Below are 21,816 nucleotides of genomic sequence, written 5' to 3'. Positions count from 1 at the left end.
TTGACCCCGATCATCTGACGCACGTACGATGTAGTACGTCAGACAAAAGTGAGGAACTACCGTGACCGAGTCGAAGCTGGACCTGTTGATCGACCGACCGACCGAATCCGTGCCGGAGATGGTGGTCCGGCGGATCCGCGACGCGATCGCCACGGGGCTCCTCCCTCCGGGACGCAAGCTCACCGAGCGCGAGCTCGTCGAACTCACCGGCGTCAGCCGCACCTCCGTGCGGGAAGCGATGCGGCACCTGCAGACCCTGGGTCTCGTGGAGCCGTCGCCGAGCCGCGGCGTGCAGGTCGCCACGCTCGGCAGCACTGAGGTACGCGAAATCTACGAAGTGCGTGACGCGCTCGAGCCGGCCGCGGCGGAACTGTTCGTGCGGCGGGCGACGGATGCCGAAGTCGCCGAGCTGGTGGAAAAGGTGCAGCCGAAGGCGACCGGTGAAGAGCGGCTGCGGGCGATATACGAATTCGACGAGCTGCTCGTCGATGGTGCTCGCAATGCGCTGCTGAAATCGATGCTCGGGCCGTTGCACACGCGCATCCACGCGTTGCGAAGCCTTTCGGTGACCATTCCGGGCCGGCTCGAATCGTCCGTGCAGGAATACCTGCAACTTGCCGAGGCAATCCGGGAACGCTCGCCCGAGCGGGCCGCCGAGGCAGCACACCGGCACGTCCGCGCTGCGGCCAAGGCAGCGCTGGAGGCCGTGGAAATCCTGGAGAAGAAACACCCGTGAAGACGCCGGCGCAGGACGCCGGCACGAATACGAGGGTGAGATCACGGTGGCCAACAAAGAGGTGGCAATCGTCGGCGTCGGATCGTCGGATTTCCGGCGATTGTATGCCGACAAAGACAACCCCAACGATTTATACGAGCTCGCCGTGGATGCATTTCGCGATGCGCTCGAAGATTGCGGAGCAACACAGCAGGACATCGACGGATTGCTGTGCATCAACCTGAAGTACGGCCGGTTCGGCGAGGTGGCCGGGCTTACCGGTCCCGGATTTGTGCACGACCTCGAAGGTACCGGCCGGATGAGCGGGATCGCGTTGCAGGAAGCGATTGCGCTGGTGCAGTCGGGCGTCGCGAACACGGTTGCCTGTGTGTACGCGACAAATGGCCGCTCCGCCGGGGTGAAATACGGTGGCGGGGACGCTGATCCGGCCGGAGCGTACGACGCCATGTACGGGATGACGTCCACCGGCGCGTATGTATCCATGATGTACCAGCGGTATCGCACGAGGTACGGCGCGCCGGAGAATGCGCTGGCACCGTTGGCGATCAACAACCGGGCCAATGGCGCGCGCAATCCGATTGCGGTGTTCGGCAAGGAAATCGACGAGAACGAGTACCTGGCGTCGCGGTACATCGCCGAGCCGTTGCGGAAACTCGATTACTGCATCATCAACGACGGTGCGGTCGCGTTCATCGTGACATCGCTGGACCGGGCCCGTGGGATGCGCAAGAAACCGGTGCGAGTGGCCGGCACAGCGGGACGGGCGGAGCTGAGCCGCAGTTACATCAGCCCCGATTTCTACTACTCGACGAGTGCGGCGGTCGCCGGGGAGCTGTACCAGAGATCCGGTATCGGCCCCGAGCAGATCGACTGCTTGCAGGTGTACGACAACTTCCTGCCGACGATTCTCTTCTCGCTGGAGGGTTTCGGGCACGCACCCCGCGGCGAATCGTGGGAATGGGTGCGGGACGGCCGGATCGAGCTCGGTGGCGAACGTCCGTTGAACACCTCGGGCGGGCACACCAGCGAGAGTTACATGCAGGGCTTCGCGCTGCACGTGGAAGCGGTGCGGCAGCTGCGTGGCGAGGGCGGCGAACGGCAGGTCGAAAACTGCCGGACGGTGCAGTACATCTGCATTTCGCCGATCGTGACCTCGCATATTTTCACCGCAGACTAGGAAGGCGGGGCGATGGACGTCGCGGCCTATACGAAATTGCTGCCGGACATCACCGCCCGGAACAAGCCGTTCTGGGACGGTTGTGCGGCCGGCGAACTACGGCTTCAGCAGTGCAGTGACTGCGGGCACGTCCGGTTTCCGGATGCGCCGGTCTGTCCACAATGTCTTTCCGCCTCGGCCTCGTGGCAGGCCATGAGCGGAAACGGAACGATCTGGTCGTGGTGCACGATGCACCAGAAGTACTTCGCCGCGTTCGCCGACGAGGTCCCGTACCGGCTCGTCTACGTGCGGCTGGCCGAAGGTCCGCTGGTGATCAGCGTGCTGGCCGACGCACCGGAAGACGTGGAGCTCGACCAGCCGGTCCGCGCGGTCTTCCGGACGGGCGCGGCCGGGCGGGCCGTTCTGCAGTTCAGCACCGAGACAGCGCACTGAGCGCTCCCGCGAGTGGTGAGGGTGGAATTCATGGATCCGATCGCTGATCACGACCTCGTCCGGTACGAGGATCTGTCCGGCGACGTTGCGCGCATCACGTTGAACCGGCCGGAAAAACGCAATGCGATGAGCCGGTCCGCGCGCACGCAGCTGCTGGACATCCTGGACCGGTGCGACGGCCGCGTGAAGGGCATCGTGCTCACCGGCGCCGGACCGGCGTTCTGTGCGGGAGTCGACCTCAAGGAATCGGCGGAGGAGGACATCGACGCCGACCGCCGCGGGGCCGGCCGTCGCACGAGCTGGCTGGCCGTGCAGGAACGCATTCGCCAGCATTCGGCCATTGTCATTGCGGCGGTCAACGGTTTCGCACTCGGCGGCGGGCTGACGCTGATCAATTCCAGTGACCTCGCCGTCGCGGCCGAGGACGCACCGATCGGGATGCCGGAGGTCGGTTTCGGGTTGTACCCGGGGCTGGCCGGTCCGTCGACGCAGTTGCGGCTCGGGGCGAAACGGTCGGCGTGGATGGTGCTCACTGCCGACCGGATCACCGGTGCGACGGCGGCGGAATGGGGCCTGGTGAATTTCGCGGTCCCGGCCGGTGAGCTGGAATCGGCCGCACTCGAACTGGCCCGCCGCGTGGCGCGGCACAACGCGGTGACGCTGTCGTGGGCGAAACGGGCCCTGCACGAGATCCCGATGTACATTTCGGACTGGACGAAAGCCTTGGAGTACGGGGAAGACGTCCGGTCGCAGATCACCGCGCGCACCGACGTGCTCGACGATCCACATGCGACGCATCGGATGGCGGTCGGCCGCGAAGGTTCCCGATGAGCGGCCGTCTCCTGCGGGTGGTCGAACTCGCCGACGGGATTGCCGGCCGGGTCTGCGGCCGGTTGTTCGCCGGGTTCGGGCACCACGTCACCCGGTGCGAACCGCCGGGTGGTGATCCACTTCGGACTCAGAGACCTGTGGACGCCACCGGGGTGAGCTACACCTTTGCCACTTTGAATGCGGGAAAGCACGGCGAACCTGTCGACCGGCTGGATGACCTGCTGGCCTGCGCCGATGTGCTGATCACCGACTTCGGGCCCGCTCGCGCTGTCGAAAGTGGACTGTCGCTGGATCGGTTTCCGCATCTGGTCGTGGTGTCGATTACGCCGTATGGCGCCGACGATTCGCGTTCCGATACTTATGGTGACAGTTTGCTTGCTGAATGTCACGGCGGGTTGGCGGTCATGGTGGGAGAGCCCACCCGGCCGCCGTTGAGCCTCGGTGGCGAGCAAACCGCGCATGCCGCCGCATTCGCTGCCTTCTATGGCGCGATGCTGGCCTTGCGTCGACCGGGTGGTGACGTCGTGGATGTCGCGTTGTGTGATGTCGCAGCATATATTGACTGGAAGAGCGATGTGTTCTACGCCGAGACCGGGCAGATTTCCGCGCGGATCGGGACTAACAGCGGACGCTGGCGGCTGGTCCGGGCGGCGGACGGCTGGGTCGGGTTCATTTACCAGCCGGAGCAATGGGACGCCGTGGTGCAGCTGGTCGGCGACCCGGTGCTCGCGGACCCACGGCTGAGCACTGATCAGGCGCGTTCCCAGCTGGTGGACACCTGGTGGCCCGCGGTCGAGCGGTGGGCGGCGCGGAACGGTAAACGCGAGATCTATCGGCGGGCGCAGGAACTCGGGCTGCCATTCGGGTACAGCGCGGACATTTCCGATCTCGTGACCGACCCGCAGTACCGGGCGCGGGGATTCGTTGCGGACCATTTGGCACCGGTCGCCGGGCTGCCGTGGAATTCCGAGCCGACGGCCGAGGTGGTTCCCGCGCCCCGGCAACACCGGCCGGCGCCGGACGGAAGTGCGCCGTTGTCCGGGGTCGTCGTGCTGGACCTCGGGACCATCACGGCCGGTGCCGCGACCGGACGGCTGCTTGCGGATTACGGCGCCACGGTCATCAAGATCGAATCCATGACGCGTCCGGACGCATTCCGGGTCTGGCCGGTGCCGAATGCGGGCGACGCCGAGGCAATGGAGGAGTCACCGCTGTTCGAATCGAACAACAGCGGGAAGCTCGGGATCACTTTGGACCTCAAGACCGAGGCGGGGAAGGCGGAACTGCGTCGCCTCGTGGCCCGGTCGGATGTACTGATCGAAAACTTCACCGTGGGGGTCACCCAGCGGCTCGGGATCGATTACCCGACCTTGGCGGAGATCAATCCCCGGTTGATTTACCTTTCGCTGTCCAGCCAGGGGCAATCCGGTCCGGAATCAGGTACCCGGTCGTACGGGTCCACTTTGGACTTGATGTCCGGGCTGGCTTCGGTCACCGGGTATCCGGGCGACCGTCCGATGTGGTCTTCCGCGGACATCAACTATCCCGACCAAGTGGTGTCGCTGTTCGGGGCGGCTGTGGTCGCCTACTGTGTGACGCAGGAGCTGCGCGGTACGTATCTCGATGTGTCGCAACGGGAACTGGTGAGCTGGACGTTGGCTGACCGGATTGCCGAGTACGTCGATGCCGGAACCATTCCGGAGCCGACCGGAAACCGGCGGCCGGGCAGTACCCCGCACGAGGTCTATCCCTGTGCTGGGCCTGACCAGTGGGTCGCCATCGTGTGCCGCACGGATGCGCAGCGGGCTGCGTTGGCCGCGTTGGTGGGTTCCGTCGAGCTGGCAGATCGCCCGCCGGAGTGGTGGGAAGAGCACCACGAAGAGGTCGACGGCATCATTGCGGGGTGGACGCGGTCGCAGTCAGTCGAGGAATGTCTGCGGGAACTGACTCAAGGGGCGATTCCGGTCGCGCCGGTCCGGACGGCACGGGAACGTGCCGAGGATCCGCATTTTCGCCGCCGCCGGGTATTCCTCGACGAACCCCGTCGGCAGAAGGGTTTTCCGTTTCGGCTGCACGGTTACGAGCCGCCGCAGCCGCAGCCTGCCCCCCGAATCGGGCAGCACGACGCCGATCTCCGCACCGGGCAGTGGCCGCCCGCCGGAGTGCTGTCCCCATCCCCTGGAGGAACGTCATGAAGGCCAACGATGCCGCCGTCATCGTGGGAGCGTACGAACATCCGGGCCGCGAGCTGCCGGACAAATCGCTGGCGCAGATCCACGCCGAGGTCGCACTCGGCGCGCTCGCCGACGCCGGGCTGACCCTCGGCGACGTCGACGGCTTCTTCTGCGGCCATGACGCGCCTGGGTACGGCGGTGGCTGGGTTTCGATGGCCGAGTACCTCGGTCTGCGCAATCTGACCTATATGGACTCCACGGAAAGCGGCGGGGCTTCGCCGATTTACCATGTGTCGCATGCGGTTGCGGCAATTGCGGCGGGCAAATGCTCGGTCGCGCTGATCACCCTCGCGGGCAAGCCACGCACCGGAATTCAGCCGGGTGGCGGTGGGCCGGTTCGTCCGGAGGACAGTTTCGAGGGCGCAATTTTCGGCGTCACCGGGCTGGTCAGCTCGTACGCGCTCGCGGCGCAGCGGCACATGTACGAGTTCGGCACCACGAGCGAACAGCTCGCCGAAATCAAGGTGGCAGCTACGAAGCACGCTGCGCACAACCCGCACGCTTTCCTGCGCAAGGTGATGACGGTCGAGGAGGTCGTGAACTCACCGCTGGTAGCGGATCCGCTGCACCGCGCCGATTGCTGTCTGGTGACCGACGGCGGCGGCGCGATCGTGGTGGTCAGCAAGGAAGTAGCGCGCACTCTCGACCGCCGTGCGGTGAAGATTCTCGGCCAGGGAGAGGCAGCAAAACTGACCAACGGCGGCCAGCTGGATCTCACGTACACCAGCGCTGTCCAATCCGGACCGGCTGCGTTCGAGCAGGCCGGGCTGACGGTGCGGGACATCGACTATGTGTCCATTTACGACAGTTTCACCATCACTGTCTTGATGATCCTGGAAGACCTCGGGTTCTGCGAGAAGGGTCAGGGCGGCAAGTTCGTCCTGGACGACGCGCTCGTCGCCCCGCATGGGCGGCTGCCGTTCAACACCGACGGCGGTGGCCTGAGCAACAACCATCCCGGACATCGTGGCGGGGTAACGAAAATCATCGAGGCGGTGCGGCAGTTGCGCGGCGAAGCGAACCCGGGCGTACAGGTGCCGGACTGCGAGGTCGCTTTGGTCCACGGCAACGGCGGAGATCTGGGTACCCGGATGCGCAGCGCCACGATGATCCTCGGGAGGGAAGACGCGTGAGCGAAGTACGGACTGTCCCGACCCTGCCGACCGCGCATCCGGTGTCCAATCCGGACACCGAGGAGTTCTGGAAAGCCGCGGCGGAAGGCCGGTTCCTGGGCCGGCGCTGCGGCGACTGCGGGTCGGCGATCTGGTACCCCCGGCCGATCTGCCCGTTCTGCCACAGCACGAACACGCGCTGGGAGGAATTCAGCGGCCGCGGGGTCGTCTATTCCTACAGCATCGTGCGCCGGGCGGGCGGGGAATGGAAGAACGTGGTCCCGTACGTGCTCGCGTATGTGGAATTGGAAGAAGGACCCCGCGTGATGACGAACATCGTCGACTGCGCTGTGGAAGAAGTCGGCATCGGGGACGCGGTCGAGGTGGTGTTCGACGACACCGGAAACGGTGCCGCGCTGCCGCGTTTCCGTCCTGCGAATCGCCCGCACTGAGAAAGGTGGATGGGGCATGACCATCGACAAGGTGTACGAGTCACCGCAGGCAGCCGTCGCGGACGTGCCGGACGGCGCGAGCGTTTCGATCGCGGGATTCGGCATGACACACAGTTTCCCGACGAGTCTCACCGTCGCGCTTCGGGAACAGGGTGCGCGGCAGTTGTGCATTGTCGCCAACTCGCTGGGTACCGGAGATTACCGGTCGAACACGCTCATCGAGAACGGTCAGGTGAACCGGCTGATCGTGTCGTTCTCGGCGCGGGCCGGGGAAGCGACTTCGGCGGCGGAGAAGCAAATCCTGGCCGGGGAGATCGAGGTCGAACTGGTGCCGCAGGGCACGTTGGTCGAGCGGCTGCGGGCCGGTGGCGCCGGAATCGGGGCGTTCTTCACCCGCACTGCGGTGGGCACCACCGTTTCGGAGGGCAAGGAAACCCGCGTGATCGACGGCGTCGAGCACGTGCTGGAAACGGCGCTGAAGGTGGACTACGCACTGATTCGCGCCACCCGCGCGGACCGGTTCGGCAACCTCGAATTCGAAGGCGTCGGACGCAATTTCATGCCTGCTTTCGCCAAAGGGGCGCGGATTGCCATCGCCGAGGTCGACGAGATCATCGATGGTGAGCTGAACCCCGAGTCGATCGGGTTGCCGGGGATCTTCGTGAGCCGGGTGGTCCGCAAGACCGTCGAAGTCCCGCACGATTTCCCGGCGCCCCGCGAAGGCCGTGGTGCCGACAGCGCTCGTACCTATCATGGGAAGCAGGCGTTGACGCGTCGGCAAATGGCGGAGACGGCCGCTGGTCTCCTGCCGAACGGCAGTTATGTGAACCTCGGTCTCGGGATTCCCACGCTGATCTCGAACTACATCGAGGGCCGCGATATCACCCTGCATTCCGAAAACGGGGTGCTGGGATACGGAACCATTGCCTCGCGGGAGGATTACAACCCCGAGGTCTACAACGCAGGTGGTCAGTACGTACATCTGCAGCCGGGCGCTTCGTTCTTCGAGAGCGTGACGTCGTTCGAAATGGTGCGGGGTGGGAAGGTCGACTTCGTTGCGCTGGGCGCGTTCGAGGTCGATGGCGCGGCGAACCTCGCGAACTGGAGCACGCCGAGCATGGTCGGCGGCGGCATCGGCGGTGCGATGGACCTCGTCGCCGGGGAGGTCAACGTCATGGTGCTCATGACGCATTGCGATTCCGGTGGGCGGCCGAAACTGGTCAAGAACTGCGAATACCCGCTGACCGGACGGAACTGCGTGGACCTCGTCGTCACGGATCTGTGTGTGCTGCGGCGGGCCGGTGACGTCTTCCGGCTCGAATCCATTGCCCCGGGCTTCACCGCAGCGGAAATTGCCGAGCTGACCGAGCTGGAACTCGATCTCGGCGAATTCGGCGAGTAGAGGACGTCGTGGCGGATCTCGCTGGGATGAGCGCGGCGGAACTGGCCGGGGCGTACGGGCGGCGCGAAGTGTCGCCGGTGGAAGCGACCCGGGCAGCGCTTACCGCCGTCGAAGCACACGACGCGGAACTGAATGCGTTCGTGATGGTGGACCCCGACGGTGCGTTGCTTGCGGCGGCCGAATCCGAAAAGCGGTGGGCGAGCGGTACCCAGCGTGGTCCGGCGGACGGAATTCCCACGTCGGTCAAGGATCTCGAGCGGACCCGCGGGTGGCCGACCTTGCGGGGCAGCTGGCTGGTCGGCGACGACGGGCCGTGGCACGAGGATTCGCCGAGTGTGGCGCGGTTGCGCGAAGCGGGTGCGGTAGTGATCGGCAAAACCACGACGCCGGAATTCGGGTGGAAAGGGGTCACCGATTCACCGCGATTCGGGATCACTCGGAATCCGTGGAATCCGGCGTTGACCCCCGGTGGGTCGAGCGGTGGTTCGTCCGCGGCGGTCGCGGCGGGGATGGGCACCTGGTCGGTCGGCACGGACGGCGGCGGTTCGGTGCGGGTGCCGGCGGCGTTCACCGGTACGGTGGGCCTCAAACCGACTGGTGGGCTGATCCCGATGTATCCATTGGGCAGCAACGGACATCTCTCACATCGCGGGCCGATCACGTTGTCGGTACTGGATGCGGCGCTGCTGCTGGACGTCCTGTCGCAGCCGGACTGTCGCGATTGGACTGCACTGCCGGGCCGGGAAGGCTCGTTCACCGACGGGATCGAGGAGGGGGTGGCCGGTCTCCGGATCGGTTACTCGCCGGATCTCGGGTACGGCCGCAATGACCCGGAGGTCGAATCGCTGGTGGCGGCGGCGGTCGCGGTGCTCGCGGAACTCGGTGCCCAGGTGACTGTGGTGGAGCCGTTTTTCGACGATCCTCTCGCGGCATTTCAGACCCTCTGGTGCGCCGGGATTGCCAAGTCACTCAAGGGATTCCGATCCGAAGAACTGGAACGGGCAGACCCAGCACTACTGGGGTTCGGCGAACGCGGCCGCGATACCACCGCTGTCGAGTATCTGGAAGCCATGGCGGTCTGCGCTGATCTCGCGCTGCGGACTGCGCAGTTCCACGAGAAATACGACGTGCTGATCACGCCGTCGGTGCCGATTGTCGCGTTTCCGGCGGGGCAGAATGCGCCGGACCCGGCTGAAACCGTGTGGGCGTCGTGGACGCCTTATACCTATCCGTTCAACATGACCAGGCAACCGGCGCTGAGCGTGCCGTGCGGCGTCACGCCTGCCGGGCTTCCGGCAGGAATTCAGATTGTGGGCGCCCGCAACGACGACGACCGCGTACTCCGGGTGGGACGCGCCTACGAAAAGCACACCGGGTGGTCGCCGGTCACCGAGGCCGCGCGCACGCGGGAAACGACGAGAGGACAGCTGGGATGACGGCGCTACCCGTAGTGGCGAATTTGATCAACGGTGAATGGCTCACGAGCGACCATGAACGCACGGTGCACCACAAGTTCACCGGCGAAGCAATTGCGGTCGCTTATGACGCGACGGCCGAAATGGTGGCCAATGCGGTGACCGTGGCGCACGAAGCAAGTCTGACGCCACTGAACCCATTGGAGCGTTACGAAATCCTGCGCGCGGTCGCTGACGAAATCGCGAAGAACCGGGATGAGCTCGCGTTGAGCGTCGCGCGGGAATCGGGGTTCAGCGTCAAGGATTGTCTCGGTGACACGAGCCGCGCGGTGCAGACGATGCTGACGTCGGCCGAGGAGGCGAAGCGGATCGATGGCGCCGTGGTGCCGATCCAGGCCGCTCCAGGGTTCGCGCACCGGCTGGCGTTCACCACCCGCCACCCGGTCGGGGTGGTCGGTGCGATCACGCCGTTCAACTCGCCGTTGAACACTGTCGCACACAAGGTCGGACCAGCTCTGGCCGCAGGTAACGCGGCGATCGTGAAGCCGTCGCCGTTCACGCCGATCGCGGCTGCCGCACTGTGCCGGATGCTGCTGGACGCCGGGTTGCCGGCCGGGTTGATCGGCCTGCTGCTCGGGCCGGGCGACCCGGTGGGTACCGCGCTGGTCGACGACGAGCGGGTCGACTTCGTCACGTTCACCGGCAGCACCGCGACCGGCAAGAGCATTTCCTCCCGGCTCGGCCTGCGTCGCGCGACAATGGAATGCGGCAACGTGTCCGCGACCATTGTGTGCCGCGACGCGAATGTCATCTCGGCCGCACAGCAATGTGCGCGCGGGGCATTCCGCAAATCGGGTCAGGTGTGTACCTCGGTGCAGCGGCTTTACGTGCATTCGGACGTGCTGGACGAGTTCTTGGAGGAGTTGGCGGCTTCTGCGGCCAAACTTGTGGTGGGCGATCCGGAAGACCCGGCCACCGACATCGGCCCGATGATCAGCGAGGCAGCCGCGAAGCGGGCCGAGGAATGGGTGAATGCCGCGGTGGACCAGGGCGCTCGCATTGTTGCGGGCGGGAAGCGTTCGGGACCGGTGATGTCGCCGACCATTCTCGTCGAGGTCCCGTCCGGAACGCGGTTGCTGTGCGAGGAAGCGTTCGCACCGGTCGTTTCGGTGGTGCCGTTCGAGGACTTCGACGCGGCCATCGACGCCGTGAACGACACTCCGTTCGGTTTGCAGGCAGGCATTTTCACCCATGACATCGACAGCGCGTTGGCGGCTGCGCAGCGTATTCGCGTCGGTGGCGTTGTGATCAACTCGACCTCAAGCACCCGGGCGGACCTCATGCCGTACGGCGGCGTGAAAGACAGCGGCTACGGCGTTGAAGGTCCGCGTTACGCAGTCCGCGAGATGACCGAGGAGCGGCTTGTGCTGCTCGAACCGGCCGGAGACAGGTAATGGCGGACGTCCGGGTTTCGGCCGCTTCGCTCCGTACCGCGGCGACCGGCATCTTTGTCGCTTGTGGAGTGTCCGAAGAGGACGCTCGGCTGGTCGCGGACAGCTTGGTACAGGCGGATTTGTGGGGGCACCAGTCACACGGGGTCCTCCGCGTGGGCTGGTACGCCGACCGGCTGCGAGCGGGCGTCATGCAGAGTTCGACGAAGACCGAGGTCGTTGCGGGCCTCGGTGCGGTGGCGACGATCGATGGCCACGACGGCATCGGTCAGGTCGTCACCGCACGTGCCGCCGAGGAGGCTCTTGACCGGGCTGCGCAACACGGTGTCGGAGTTGTCTCCGTTCGAAACTCCAACCATTTCGGCACGGCGGCTTATTTCACCAGAATGGCCCCACCACGCGGTTGTATTGCCATTCTGACCACGAATTCCAGCCCCGCGATGGCCCCATGGGGTGGACGCGGGAAACTGGTCGGCAGCAATCCGTGGTCGATTGCCGCACCCATCGGCGGCGGTAAGCAGATGGTGCTGGACATCGCCAATACCGCAGTCGCACGCGGCAAGATTTACCTCGCCCGCAACCAAGGAAGCGAAATCCCGGACGGCTGGGCGGTTGCGTCGGATGGCACCCCGACGCGCGACCCGGCCACCGCGCTGCTCGGCACCGTGCTGCCGATGGCCGGGCACAAGGGGTACGGGATTTCGGTGATGGTCGACGTACTGTCCGGCGTCCTCGGTGGCAGCGGTTTCGGCTCGGGGGTGAGCGGGCCGTACCAGGCGGAACGGCCCGGCCGGTCCGGGCATTTGTACCTGGCTTTGGACATCGCCGCGTTCAGCCCGGTCGCGGAGTTCGAGGACCGGATGAATGCGCTGGTAGCCGAGCTGAAGTCCGGTTCTCGCGAGGGCGCCGACCCGGTGCGATACCCGGGCGAACTCGAGGACCTGGCCGAGGAACGCAACCTGCGTGACGGCGTACTGCTGCCGGAACGCACCGTCGCCGATCTGCGCCGGGTCGGCGAGGAACTGGGCGTGGAGGTGCTGGCGTGAAGGTGACCGCACTACGGGCGGGACGGTCGAAAAACGTCCCGCTCTCCGCCGCCGTCTACGGTTCGGCAAGCGACGAAACGATCGATATCCACATGTTCATGTTCGTCATCGAAACAGCCGGAACCCGAATCGTCGTCGACACGGGTACCCTCTCGGCGGAATACGTCCGACAGCATCACGCCTACGATTTCGTCCGCACTTCCAGCGAAACCCCGGAATCCGCCCTGCGTTCGGCCGGAATTGAACCGGACGACGTCGACTACGTGGTCAACACGCATTTGCATTGGGATCATTGCTCGAACAACTTCCTGTTCCGCAACGCACGAATCCTCGTAAGCCGCCGGGAACTCGAATACGCGATCGCCCCGCTCCCGGTCCATGCCCGCGCGTACGAAAAGCTGCCCGGCCTGCAGGCCCCGTGGATGTCGGCGTGGGACCGGACGGAGGCGATCACCGGACAGCAGGCGATCTGCCCGGGTGTCACGATCGTCCCCTTGCCTGGCCACACGCCAGGCTCGCAAGGCGTCCTGCTGGCCACGGAATCCGCCCGCTACCTGCTCGCCGGCGACGCCATCGGTGTGTACGAAAACTGGCACGCACCCAACTGGCGCGAAAGCATCGCCCCGACGATCCACACGAGCCTCATCGAGTGCTACGAAACGTTCGAATTCGTGTCCGACCTGCAGTGCGAGGTGATCCCGAGCCACGACCACCGCATCGCGGAAAGCGCCCTCTTCGAAACCGCCACGTCGACCCCGGCCGGGGAAGCCGCTAGGGTGTAATGGCCCCCGTAGCCCAACCGGCAGAGGCAGTCGACTTAAAATCGATTCAGTGCGGGTTCAAATCCCGTCGGGGGCACGTACAGCATCCGCACGGACCCGAAGTCCGCTTGACCTGCGCCTTTCCGCGACCGTCCGGATTGCACGACGTCGACGCCAGGGCGGGGTTGCCCGATGACGGGGATTGCGGCGAGCGCCGCGGTTTGGCGCAGGTCTGTCCCTTTGGCAGGATTACATAAGGATGGGAACGGGGCTGACCGGGGCGTTTTTGCTGGCAAGTTGGTGGTCGAGGCGAGTTTCGCGTTTCTGGGGTCGGATCGGGGCCGGTCATGAGCGCCAACTCGAGGACGGTTGCTCGGTTTGTCTCGGTGACGATGGGGCTGGTCATCGGGCTCACGTTCCTTTTTGGGTTTGGCAACGTGTTGAACTTGGCGTTGAAGTTGCAGGTGCCGGTGTTCGTGGCGCCGCTGGTGGCACCGGCCGTTGATCTGACGGTGCTGGGACACGTCGGTACGCGGCACCTGGCGCTGTCCGGGGCCAGCGAAGCGGCGCTTCGGTCGGCGCGACGTCTGCTGTTAGCGGCGAGTGTGGTCACTCTGCTGTTGAACGTCGCTGATCCGGTGTTCGCCGGTCAGTGGGGTCAGGCCGCGTTCGACTCGGTCGGGCCGCTCCTGCTGATCGGGGTGTGCGAAAAGGCGGGGCCCGGTCTCCTTCGAGCGCTGAGCAGCTCAGATGTCGAGGTCGGGTCAGTGCAACGGCCCGTAACTTCGTCATCAACGCTGGTGGCTGGCGATGCGGCAAGGAAACCACCAGAGTGTCCGGTCGTTGAGCGCACTGGTCAGACAGAGGCACCAAATCGCCGGACTATTGACTCGATGGCGAACTCGTGGAGCGGGCTCGTCTGGCGGACGCTGAACACTGGCAACGTCGTCAGTGGCCGATCTCAGCTGAGACCCTGCGGAAGCAACTTCGGGTCGGCGCGGCGGCATCGCGGGCGTTGGTGGCGGTGGTCCGGGCTAAGAACGCACGGAGGGTACAGCCAGCTCAGAGATGGCATAGCCGGTAAGGCTGCCTGCGCTGCCGTCGAGTCGGTTACCCCCGGTCATAGCCGTCGGCGCGGCGTCTGGTTCCGTTACGTTTCTGCACGACCGGCTGCATTTCGACTGGCCCCCGAAGAGCCAATGATGTCCCGGCCATGGCGAACCGCTGGTGATTGTGCTCGACGTTGCGATTCTCATCGGCCCGGGGCCGATGCCACATCGACCGACTGCTGATCACGACGCCACTGCAGGTGGGTTGCGATCCTCGCCGGTACTGAGAGGCCGTCGCCCCTTCGAACCGACTGCTTGGGCGCTTCAGCTGCGTGCCCGAGCTGCGCGGCGGAGTGGGCGGCGGTGCACAGGAGGGATCCGTAGGCGGCGAGTTCGGGGACGGTCGGCACCGAGGTCGAGCGCGGTTCCGGTGAGGAGCCGGACGGCCTGGGGCAGGCCTCCGGTGCGGTCGGCGGGTCGGGCTGGTGAGGATTTTGCGGCGCAGGGCGATCGCGGCTTGGAGTTCCCACAGCTTCCGTCGGTCTTCCGAGTTCTGCGGGACGATGACGATCGCGACCATCGTGACGGCCATCCTGGAACGCAGATTCCCGCCACTGCAGGCCACGGCGCGCCAGCCCAGGCGACGCCCTCGGGAACCGAACACAGTGAAGGCTCCAGTCATGCGCGGCTTCATTCCCCGGTCGTTGGGCCTGTCGGTTGGTTCGTCGCTTGTCACGGGCCGCGCACCTGGTCCCGGTGCTGCGCGAGGGGGTCGATTTCGCCGGCCGCGACCATGCGCTGGACCTGACGGCGAAGGCGTCGCATATGTCCCTCGATGGCACGGTCGCTCAGGCCATCGAGCAACGGGCACGCCGAGCAGTTCAGAGCTGCAGGTGGGCTTGATCGCGACGGCGGAGTGGGGGAGTTCGCTGTCGATGAGTCTGGCCGGCCACCACCCGTTCGTCATGGTGGGCAGCGCCGGTGCCGATGCCTGCCGGGATCAGCAGGGACGTTGATCAAGATCAACATGGGCAAGCCGGTTCGTCGGCAGCTGATATTGCTGCCGAGGGTGCGCGGACGGTGTTTTCCCGGAGTCTGTCGCGGATGACCAATCCATTCCGGTATCCGCGACGAATGCCCGGTGATACGTCGGCCCAGACCATGCCGGATCGCGCTAGTCGAGGAGCTGACGATGAAAAAGACACAGCAAGGTGCAGCACTGGTGATGGTCGCTGCCACGGCGATGGCCCTGGGCGGACTGGGCAACGGCGTCGCGAGCGCCGCGCCCGCGCCGGTGGCATCGATTCCCGATCTGACCGGCGTATCCACGTCGGTGGCGCTGGACTCCGGATTCGTCAGCGCGCTGCAGTCGTTGAACGTCGCACCGTCTCCGTCGGGCAACGCGACCGTCAAGGACGGCGTCGCGTCCTTCCCGATCACCGGCGGCAACGTCACTGTCTACAAGCCCGGTGCGGTCGATCCGTATGTCCAGGGCAGCATCGAGCACCAGGGCAGCGGGTTGAAGCTCACCAAGGGCGCCACGGTCGTTCAACTGGACAATTTCGTCGTCGATCCGGGCAAGCCCGCCACCCTGAGCGGTCGCGTGCAGGCGGGCGGCAAGGTCGTCGCGCCCAGCACGGTGCTGTTCGACCTCGACGGCTCGACGCTCAAGCCGATCACTACGGACGCCGCTGCCGGCACCGCGACCCTGACCGGGACCACGGTCAAGCTGTCCGACGGCGCGGCCAAGGCGTTGAACGGCGCGTTCGAGACTGACGCGTTGAAAGGCGGCACCACCATCGGGATCGCGACGATCGTGGTCGCACTGCCGGGGCACATGAAGCAAATGCCCGCCGGCGGTGTCGCCACCGGTGGCGGCAGCACGGCCGGGATGGAGCACGCCGGCCTGATCGCCGGCGGTTCGGCGGCAGTGCTGTTCGCGGCGGCGATCGGGTTCGTGGCGATCCGGCGGCGCGGCACAGTCCGCACGAGCACGGATTCCGACAACCGCTGAGTCCGCTTGGAGAACTCCTGGTCCCGCGGGCCGGCTTCACCTCCGCCCCGTGGAACCGTCCGCTTCGGCCGGATCGAGTGTGGTCATGGCAGAGTCTCACCGCAGCAAGCCATCCCGGTGGCGGCTGAGCGCGATCGTGATCGCCGCGGTCCTCGCCGTGACCGGGGCCTCCGCGATCGGGTACGGGTTCAGCGACCAGCACCGCGCGCCGGAACCGGCCCCGGCCATGCCTGCCGCCGGTGCGCCGTCCCGAAGGCCAGGCCCCGCTGCCACCCCGGCCGCGACGCCGCGCGGCATGTCCGCGTCCCCGCCGGTATCCATCCGGATCCCGGCGATCGGGGTGTCGTCGACGGTCAACGAGGTGGGCCTCAATCCGGACGGCACCGTGCAGGTTCCCCAGCCGGGTCCGCACTACGACCAGGCCGCCTGGTTCCGCGGCTCGCCGACCCCCGGCGAGGCGGGGCCGTCGGTCATCCTCGGGCACATCGACTCCGCCCGCAACGGGCCGTCGGTGTTCTTCGACCTCGGCGGCCTGAAGCCCGGCGAGCAAGTGCGGGTCGACCGCGCCGACCACACCGTCGCCACATTCGAGATCGACCAGGTGAAGTCCTACCCGAAATCCGACTTCCCCCAGCAGACCGTCTACGGCTACACCTCCCAGCCGGCACTGCGGCTGATCACCTGCGGAGGCAGTTTCGATTATGGCACCCGGCAATACCGCGACAACACCGTCGTCTTCGCGCACCTGGCAGAAGCATGAGCAGACACGAGGTTCCGGCAAGGCCCCTGAGATGACCGGCCGCGGCGTCGGTTTCGGCGTCCAGGACCACTGCACAGGGCCCGGTGTCGTCGTCCTCGGTGTGGTCGCCGGGCAGGCGGACGTCGGACACGAGGATGTTGACCTCCACCGCCTTGAGACCGGTCATCTGCTCGATCGCGCCGATCACGTGGCGCCGCGCCGATCGGGCCAGGTCGACGATGGACACGCCGTAGTCGACGGCCCGCTGCCGGCCTACCGCCGCGGGCCGCCTCGCGCAGGCGGCAGCAAGGTCCATAACCAGCACAGGACCACCGGTGGCGATGCCCCACCGGCAGCAATTCGAACTGCCGAAATGCAAGCCACTGCGCCAGCCACGGTGGTGGCGGTTTCGGTGTGCGCCGCGGTGGCTGTGTCGTCGGGCAGGACCGGCGTACCCCCGAGCACGGTTGCGATGCCTGCTGCGGCGGCGGTGTCGGCGAACCCAGGCCACCGGCCCCTGAGCTGGGGCGACGTCGGCGCGGATGGTGGTCGCGGCGCGCAGGGTGTGCAGGCAGGGCCGTCGTCGGCGCTGGTACGTGGCTGTCCCTCGTTGATCAGAGTGACCGAGGCGGCGGATGGCGGCCGGCCGGCGATGTCACCCGCCCGCACACTCGCCGCAGCAGTGCGGACAGGGGCTCGCTGATGGTGATGGGTATCGGTGAGCTTCCGCGACGCGGCCGCTGTGTCGTCGGTCTGGGTCGTGCTCCGTACCATTCCTCGCCGCCGCCGCCGCTGCGACCGGCCTTACACCCGCCCAGGTGCCGTGTGCAACTCCCAGGCGGGGTCGGCGTCGCGTTGAGCAGGGGGGCGCTGATGGCCCGCTCGCGCACCGCTTGGCGCGCAGCCTCTCGCAAGCGCAGCACATCCGATTGGTCGGGCAGCTGCTGCTTTTCCCCGATGACGGGCTTTCGGGCATCGGCGGTCGGTTCACGACGTCCGGTCTGGCTCGATGAGGGAGTAGTTGCGGGTGTTTTGCTACCGGATCACCCGGGTAAACCGGTGATCTGCAGCGCTGCCCCAGTCCCCGGCGGCACGAGTCCGTGCGTACCTGTGGGAGTGGCTGTGGTAACCATCAGCGACAAGTCGAGGCTTTGCCAGACGCTGCTGCAGCGGGCGGGGCAGGGTGACACCGCAGCGTTCGCCGAACTGTACGACTGCACCGCACCGGCCGTGTACGGGCTGGTCCGCAGCATCCTGCCGGACGTACGGCAGGCCGAAGAAGCCACCTGCGCGGTGTACCGGCACGCTTGGCAGACGGCCTCCCGCTACAACCCGGGCCGCGACGACGTGTCCACGCTGCTGATGACCGTCGCTCGGCGGTATGCGCTCGACCGGCTCCGGACCGCCCTGCCCCACGATGGCGCGTCCGGCCGGCCGGCACCAGACGATGACGTCGCCAACCTTCTGAGACGGCTGTCGGGCGCTGAGCCGGTCGCCGCGCTTCCCGTCGCGTCGGGTGAGGCGCTGGTCTTGATCTACTTCCGTGGACAGACCCTGGCGGAGGCCGCCGAACTGCTCGGCATCCCCGCGGACACGGTGATCTCTCGGTTGAACGACGCCTTCTCGCGTCTGCGTCGGCGCCATCGCAGCCACTCTGCCGATGCACCAACCTGCGCCGGGCAAACACACCTGCCCCGCCAGCGGGAGAACACACGATGACCGCCGCCTCCCGGCCGGCCGAACCCGCAACAGCAGAACGGTCCTTCCGTTCCGCTGACGGGGCGTTGCGTTTCGAGCGGCGTGCGCTCTCCGCGATCCGCCACGCCGCCCGCTACGGGCTGTTCACCGCGCACGAGGCCGCGGGCCTGGCGGACCGCGTTCGCGCCGTGACCGCCGAGACGCTCGCCCTGCTGACCGCACGCGCCGAAGACTCGGAAGGCTCCGGCGGATGAGTACACCGGAACCCGGCTCCGCGAGCGACCTCGTCGCGACCTGTCCCGCACGCGGCACCGTCCATTCCGGACCGGCGGGATTCGACGGCGCACTGACCGGCGACACCGATCACCTGGAGCTGACCGATGGGCGCCGCGTCCGCATCGCGGTGCGACGCTGGCACGGCGCGGCCGACCACGGTGACCGGCGCCTGCTGGACTGCTGTCACGGACCCGCCATCGATCTGGGCTGCGGACCCGGGCGGCTCGTGCGTGCGCTGGCGGCGCGCGGCCTCCCCGCGCTCGGAGTGGACCTGTCGCCGTGGGCTGTGCGGTTCTGCCGGGCCAGGGGAGTGCCCGTCCTTCAGCAGGATGTCTTCGGGCCGCTGCCTGGAGCCGGCTTCTGGCGACATGTCTTGCTCGCGGACGGCAACATCGGCCTCGGCGGCGACCCGGTGACGCTGTTGCGCCGTTCCGCCGCGCTGCTGCGGCCGACGGGCACCGTGCTGGTGGAGATTGCCCCCGCCGACAACGGCCTATGGCGCGGAGCCGCACGCGTGGACAGCTCGCCGAAGTCCGGGCAATGGTTCCCTTGGGCGATCGTCGGACTCGACGCGCTCGCCGCGGTGGCCGGTACTGCCGGATTGCGGCTGCGCGAGAGGCACCGATACCAGCAACGTCATTTCGCCGAACTCGACCGCGAACGCTGGTGAGCCCTGATGACGCCGCCGAGCCCGCGTCCCCGTCCCCGGCAGAAGCAGCACGCCGGCACGCAATCCCGCGTGGACAGCACTTCCACCGCAGGACAATCTGCAAATGACAGTCCGGTCGAGCCGTCGTACGGATTCCCCGCCCTGCTGTGGCGGGTACTGGAACGGCATCGGCCGCCGGGCCTTGGCCGGAGCCGTGCGTGGCGCAGCCCGCTGCGCGGGCCCTGGCTGACGTCGGTGTTCGGTGCGGTTCTGCTGGTGTCGCTGCCGATCGTGATCATCACCGGCCTGTTGTCCTACATCGCCTATGGTCCGCAGTTCGGCCAAGCCATCCCCGCCGATGTCGGCTGGCTGCGGCTGCCCGGCTTCGACTGGCCTGCCGAGCCGTCCTGGCTCTACCGGCTGAACCAGGGACTGCACGTCGGACTCGGTCTGGTCCTGATCCCGGTCGTGTTGGCCAAGTTGTGGTCCGTGGTCCCGAAACTGTTCAGCTGGCCGCCGGCCCGGTCGATCGCCCAGGCTCTCGAACGGCTGTCGCTGCTGCTGCTGGTCGGCGGGATCCTGTTCGAGATCGCCACCGGCCTGCTCAACATCCAGTACGACTATCTGTTCGGATTCAGCTTCTACACCGCGCACTACTACGGCGGCTGGATCTTCCTCGGCGCGTTCGTCGTGCACGTCGCGATCAAACTGCCGCACCTGATCCGGGCGTTGCGCTCCCGGTCGCTGCGCACCGAACTGCGCACCTCCCGCGCCGAGACCCGCCCGGAACCCGCCGACAGCAGCGATCTGGTCGCGATCGACCCTGCTCCGGCGACAATCAGCCGTCGTGGCGCTCTGGCCGTGGTCGGCGGCGGCGCGGCCCTGATCGCGGTACTCACCGCCGGGCAAACCCTCGGCGGCGTCACCCGCTACGCCGCCCTGCTGCTGCCCCGAGGCCGCGCGCCCGGTGACGGACCCAACGGCTTTCCCGTCAACCGGACGGCCACCGCGGCGGCGATCGCACCCGCCGACACCGGGTCCGAATGGCGGCTGACGCTGACCGGCGGCCCGCGCCCCGTGCTGCTGGACCGGGCAGCGCTCCTGGCGATGCCGCAACACACAGCCGAGCTGCCCATCGCCTGCGTCGAAGGATGGTCCACCACCCAGACCTGGACCGGCGTGCGGCTGGGCGACCTCGCGGCGCTCGCGGGAGTGCCCACGCCGGGATCCACCCACGTGCGATCGCTGGAACGAGCCGGCGCGTTCGGCCAAGCCACCTTGCAGGCCAACCAGACGCTGCACCCGGACGCGTTGCTGGCGCTGAAGGTCAACGGAACCGACCTGTCGGCCGACCACGGCTACCCGGCGCGGATCATCGTCCCCGCGTTGCCGGGCGTGCACAACACCAAGTGGGTTCGCTCCCTCGACTTCCGGAGGGCGTGACATGCGCACCGTTGTCTCACGTGTCACGGGTTTCTACGGGGCGCACCCGCTGCATCTGCTGGCGCTGCTGGGCTGTTTCGCCCTCGCCGGATACGCCGCGCTGCAGACCGCCGCCGACCCGCAGTGGCCGCTGATGCTCGTGTGGTTCCTCGCCGCGGTCATCGGCCACGACCTCGTGCTGTTCCCGATCTACGCCCTCGCCGATCGCTCCCTCACCACAGTCCTGCACGCGATCCGCCCCGCCCGGCGCACGACTCCGCCCGTGCCGGCGGTGAACTACCTGCGGATGCCCGCGCTCGCCGCGGGCCTGCTGTTCCTGCTGTTCTTCCCCGGCATCATCGAGCAAGGCCAGGACACCTACCTCGCCGCGACCGGCCAGACCCAGCAGCCCTACCTCGCCCGATGGCTCCTGCTCACCGCGGCGCTGTTCGCGATCAGCGCCATCGCCTACGCCGTCCGTCTCAGCCGCGAGCGCGACCGGAAGACCCGCAGCCGGAAGCGACCCAACGCCGAGGTCTCACCGAACGAACCACCTGGGAACGCGTCGCACCAGCGCCGCAGCGGCGGCGCATCCGCACGCCCTGAGCCCACCCGGTCCGAGGAGGCTCCATGACCCGGCACGCCGAAACTGTCGCGGCCGCCAGCCGGACGGCCACCGCGGCAACGCGCAGTCTCGATTCCCGGCGCCCCTGTGCCGTCCTGCAGGTGCAGCCCGGCGAGGGTATGGCCCACGCCTTGGACCTCTATCTGACCAGTGGTTACGACATCGAGAGCGCCGCCGACGGCTGGGTGCTGTTGCGCAGCCCCCGCGGCCGCGTCGCTCTCACCACCGGTCGACCGCCGCGTACACCGTGAAGCGCCGAACCACCGCACACTGAACGCACTGGTGGCCCGCACTC

The 21,816-nt window shown here is 67.1% G+C and carries 21 protein-coding genes and 1 tRNA gene; 21 read left to right on the top strand and 1 reads right to left on the bottom strand.

Annotation, left to right across the window (positions count from 1 at the left end):
- Positions 1–61 precede the first annotated feature (61 nt).
- The 15 genes from OO71_RS03330 (at position 62) to OO71_RS03255 (ending at position 16,872) form a co-directional block, all read left to right on the top strand.
- Positions 62–736, top strand: coding sequence for a GntR family transcriptional regulator (locus OO71_RS03330; RefSeq protein WP_051790967.1), 675 nt, complete (start codon positions 62–64; stop codon positions 734–736).
- Between the two features lie 46 nt (positions 737–782).
- Positions 783–1,913 carry a thiolase family protein gene (locus OO71_RS03325; protein WP_084144674.1) on the top strand — a complete coding sequence of 377 codons (1,131 nt, stop codon included), beginning with the start codon at positions 783–785 and terminating at the stop codon, positions 1,911–1,913.
- A 12-nt stretch (positions 1,914–1,925) separates the two neighbouring features.
- Positions 1,926–2,345, top strand: coding sequence for a Zn-ribbon domain-containing OB-fold protein (locus tag OO71_RS03320; RefSeq protein ID WP_033288109.1), 420 nt, complete (start codon positions 1,926–1,928; stop codon positions 2,343–2,345).
- Positions 2,346–2,375: 30 nt separating this feature from the next.
- On the top strand, positions 2,376–3,176 hold the full coding sequence (locus tag OO71_RS03315) for an enoyl-CoA hydratase/isomerase family protein (protein ID WP_156096140.1): 801 nt from the start codon (positions 2,376–2,378) through the stop codon (positions 3,174–3,176).
- Positions 3,173–5,371, top strand: coding sequence for a CaiB/BaiF CoA-transferase family protein (locus OO71_RS03310; protein WP_033288108.1), 2,199 nt, complete (start codon positions 3,173–3,175; stop codon positions 5,369–5,371). The genes OO71_RS03315 and OO71_RS03310 overlap by 4 nt, the downstream gene beginning before the upstream one ends.
- On the top strand, positions 5,368–6,543 hold the full coding sequence (locus tag OO71_RS03305; protein ID WP_033288107.1) for a thiolase domain-containing protein: 1,176 nt from the start codon (positions 5,368–5,370) through the stop codon (positions 6,541–6,543). Before OO71_RS03310 ends, OO71_RS03305 begins: the two co-directional genes overlap by 4 nt.
- Positions 6,540–6,974: a Zn-ribbon domain-containing OB-fold protein gene (locus OO71_RS03300; RefSeq protein WP_033288106.1), complete on the top strand. Its 435-nt coding sequence runs from the start codon at positions 6,540–6,542 to the stop codon at positions 6,972–6,974. Before OO71_RS03305 ends, OO71_RS03300 begins: the two co-directional genes overlap by 4 nt.
- A 16-nt stretch (positions 6,975–6,990) precedes the next feature.
- Positions 6,991–8,376 carry a 3-oxoacid CoA-transferase gene (locus tag OO71_RS46970; protein WP_051790965.1) on the top strand — a complete coding sequence of 462 codons (1,386 nt, stop codon included), beginning with the start codon at positions 6,991–6,993 and terminating at the stop codon, positions 8,374–8,376.
- 8 nt (positions 8,377–8,384) lie between these two features.
- Complete coding sequence (locus tag OO71_RS03285) at positions 8,385–9,812, top strand: amidase (RefSeq protein ID WP_245633557.1); 1,428 nt, start codon at positions 8,385–8,387, stop codon at positions 9,810–9,812.
- Entirely contained in the window at positions 9,809–11,245 is a 1,437-nt protein-coding gene (locus OO71_RS03280) for an aldehyde dehydrogenase family protein (protein ID WP_033288105.1), read from the top strand. The genes OO71_RS03285 and OO71_RS03280 overlap by 4 nt, the downstream gene beginning before the upstream one ends.
- On the top strand, positions 11,245–12,288 hold the full coding sequence (locus OO71_RS03275; RefSeq protein WP_033288104.1) for an Ldh family oxidoreductase: 1,044 nt from the start codon (positions 11,245–11,247) through the stop codon (positions 12,286–12,288). The genes OO71_RS03280 and OO71_RS03275 overlap by 1 nt, the downstream gene beginning before the upstream one ends.
- Positions 12,285–13,070: an N-acyl homoserine lactonase family protein gene (locus OO71_RS03270; RefSeq protein WP_051790963.1), complete on the top strand. Its 786-nt coding sequence runs from the start codon at positions 12,285–12,287 to the stop codon at positions 13,068–13,070. Before OO71_RS03275 ends, OO71_RS03270 begins: the two co-directional genes overlap by 4 nt.
- Positions 13,071–13,072: 2 nt before the next feature.
- Positions 13,073–13,146: transfer RNA gene (locus tag OO71_RS03265), tRNA-Leu, on the top strand.
- Positions 13,147–15,290: 2,144 nt separating this feature from the next.
- Complete coding sequence (locus OO71_RS03260; protein ID WP_245633556.1) at positions 15,291–16,112, top strand: hypothetical protein; 822 nt, start codon at positions 15,291–15,293, stop codon at positions 16,110–16,112.
- An 85-nt stretch (positions 16,113–16,197) separates the two neighbouring features.
- Positions 16,198–16,872: a class F sortase gene (locus OO71_RS03255; RefSeq protein WP_033288336.1), complete on the top strand. Its 675-nt coding sequence runs from the start codon at positions 16,198–16,200 to the stop codon at positions 16,870–16,872.
- Here the strand turns inward: OO71_RS03255 and OO71_RS53210 are convergent.
- Complete coding sequence (locus OO71_RS53210; RefSeq protein ID WP_084144704.1) at positions 16,790–17,167, bottom strand: Asp23/Gls24 family envelope stress response protein; 378 nt, start codon at positions 17,165–17,167, stop codon at positions 16,790–16,792. The two genes, OO71_RS03255 and OO71_RS53210, sit on opposite strands and share 83 nt — an antisense overlap.
- Positions 17,168–17,973: 806 nt before the next feature.
- Here OO71_RS53210 and OO71_RS50815 point away from each other — a divergent pair.
- The 6 genes from OO71_RS50815 to OO71_RS03220 all read left to right on the top strand — a co-directional run bounded on the left by OO71_RS50815 (position 17,974) and on the right by OO71_RS03220 (position 21,772).
- Positions 17,974–18,570: a sigma-70 family RNA polymerase sigma factor gene (locus tag OO71_RS50815; RefSeq protein WP_051790962.1), complete on the top strand. Its 597-nt coding sequence runs from the start codon at positions 17,974–17,976 to the stop codon at positions 18,568–18,570.
- Positions 18,567–18,803: a hypothetical protein gene (locus tag OO71_RS03240; protein ID WP_033288102.1), complete on the top strand. Its 237-nt coding sequence runs from the start codon at positions 18,567–18,569 to the stop codon at positions 18,801–18,803. The genes OO71_RS50815 and OO71_RS03240 overlap by 4 nt, the downstream gene beginning before the upstream one ends.
- On the top strand, positions 18,800–19,495 hold the full coding sequence (locus OO71_RS03235; protein ID WP_156096139.1) for a class I SAM-dependent methyltransferase: 696 nt from the start codon (positions 18,800–18,802) through the stop codon (positions 19,493–19,495). The genes OO71_RS03240 and OO71_RS03235 overlap by 4 nt, the downstream gene beginning before the upstream one ends.
- 69 nt (positions 19,496–19,564) lie before the next feature.
- Positions 19,565–20,917 (top strand): molybdopterin-dependent oxidoreductase, encoded by a 1,353-nt coding sequence (locus OO71_RS03230; protein ID WP_245633555.1) that lies wholly within the window; start codon positions 19,565–19,567, stop codon positions 20,915–20,917.
- A 1-nt stretch (position 20,918) separates the two neighbouring features.
- Positions 20,919–21,530, top strand: a complete 612-nt coding sequence (locus OO71_RS03225; RefSeq protein ID WP_063739995.1) for a hypothetical protein — start codon at positions 20,919–20,921, stop codon at positions 21,528–21,530.
- Positions 21,527–21,772, top strand: a complete 246-nt coding sequence (locus OO71_RS03220) for a hypothetical protein (protein WP_033288101.1) — start codon at positions 21,527–21,529, stop codon at positions 21,770–21,772. The genes OO71_RS03225 and OO71_RS03220 overlap by 4 nt, the downstream gene beginning before the upstream one ends.
- Positions 21,773–21,816 lie beyond the last annotated feature (44 nt).

The organism is Amycolatopsis jejuensis (genome assembly GCF_000717335.1).
In the GTDB taxonomy this organism is placed as follows: Bacteria; Actinomycetota; Actinomycetes; order Mycobacteriales; family Pseudonocardiaceae; genus Amycolatopsis; species Amycolatopsis jejuensis.
The sequence above is the reverse complement of the archived record's forward strand: the minus strand, read 5'-3'. Positions and strand labels throughout refer to the sequence as shown.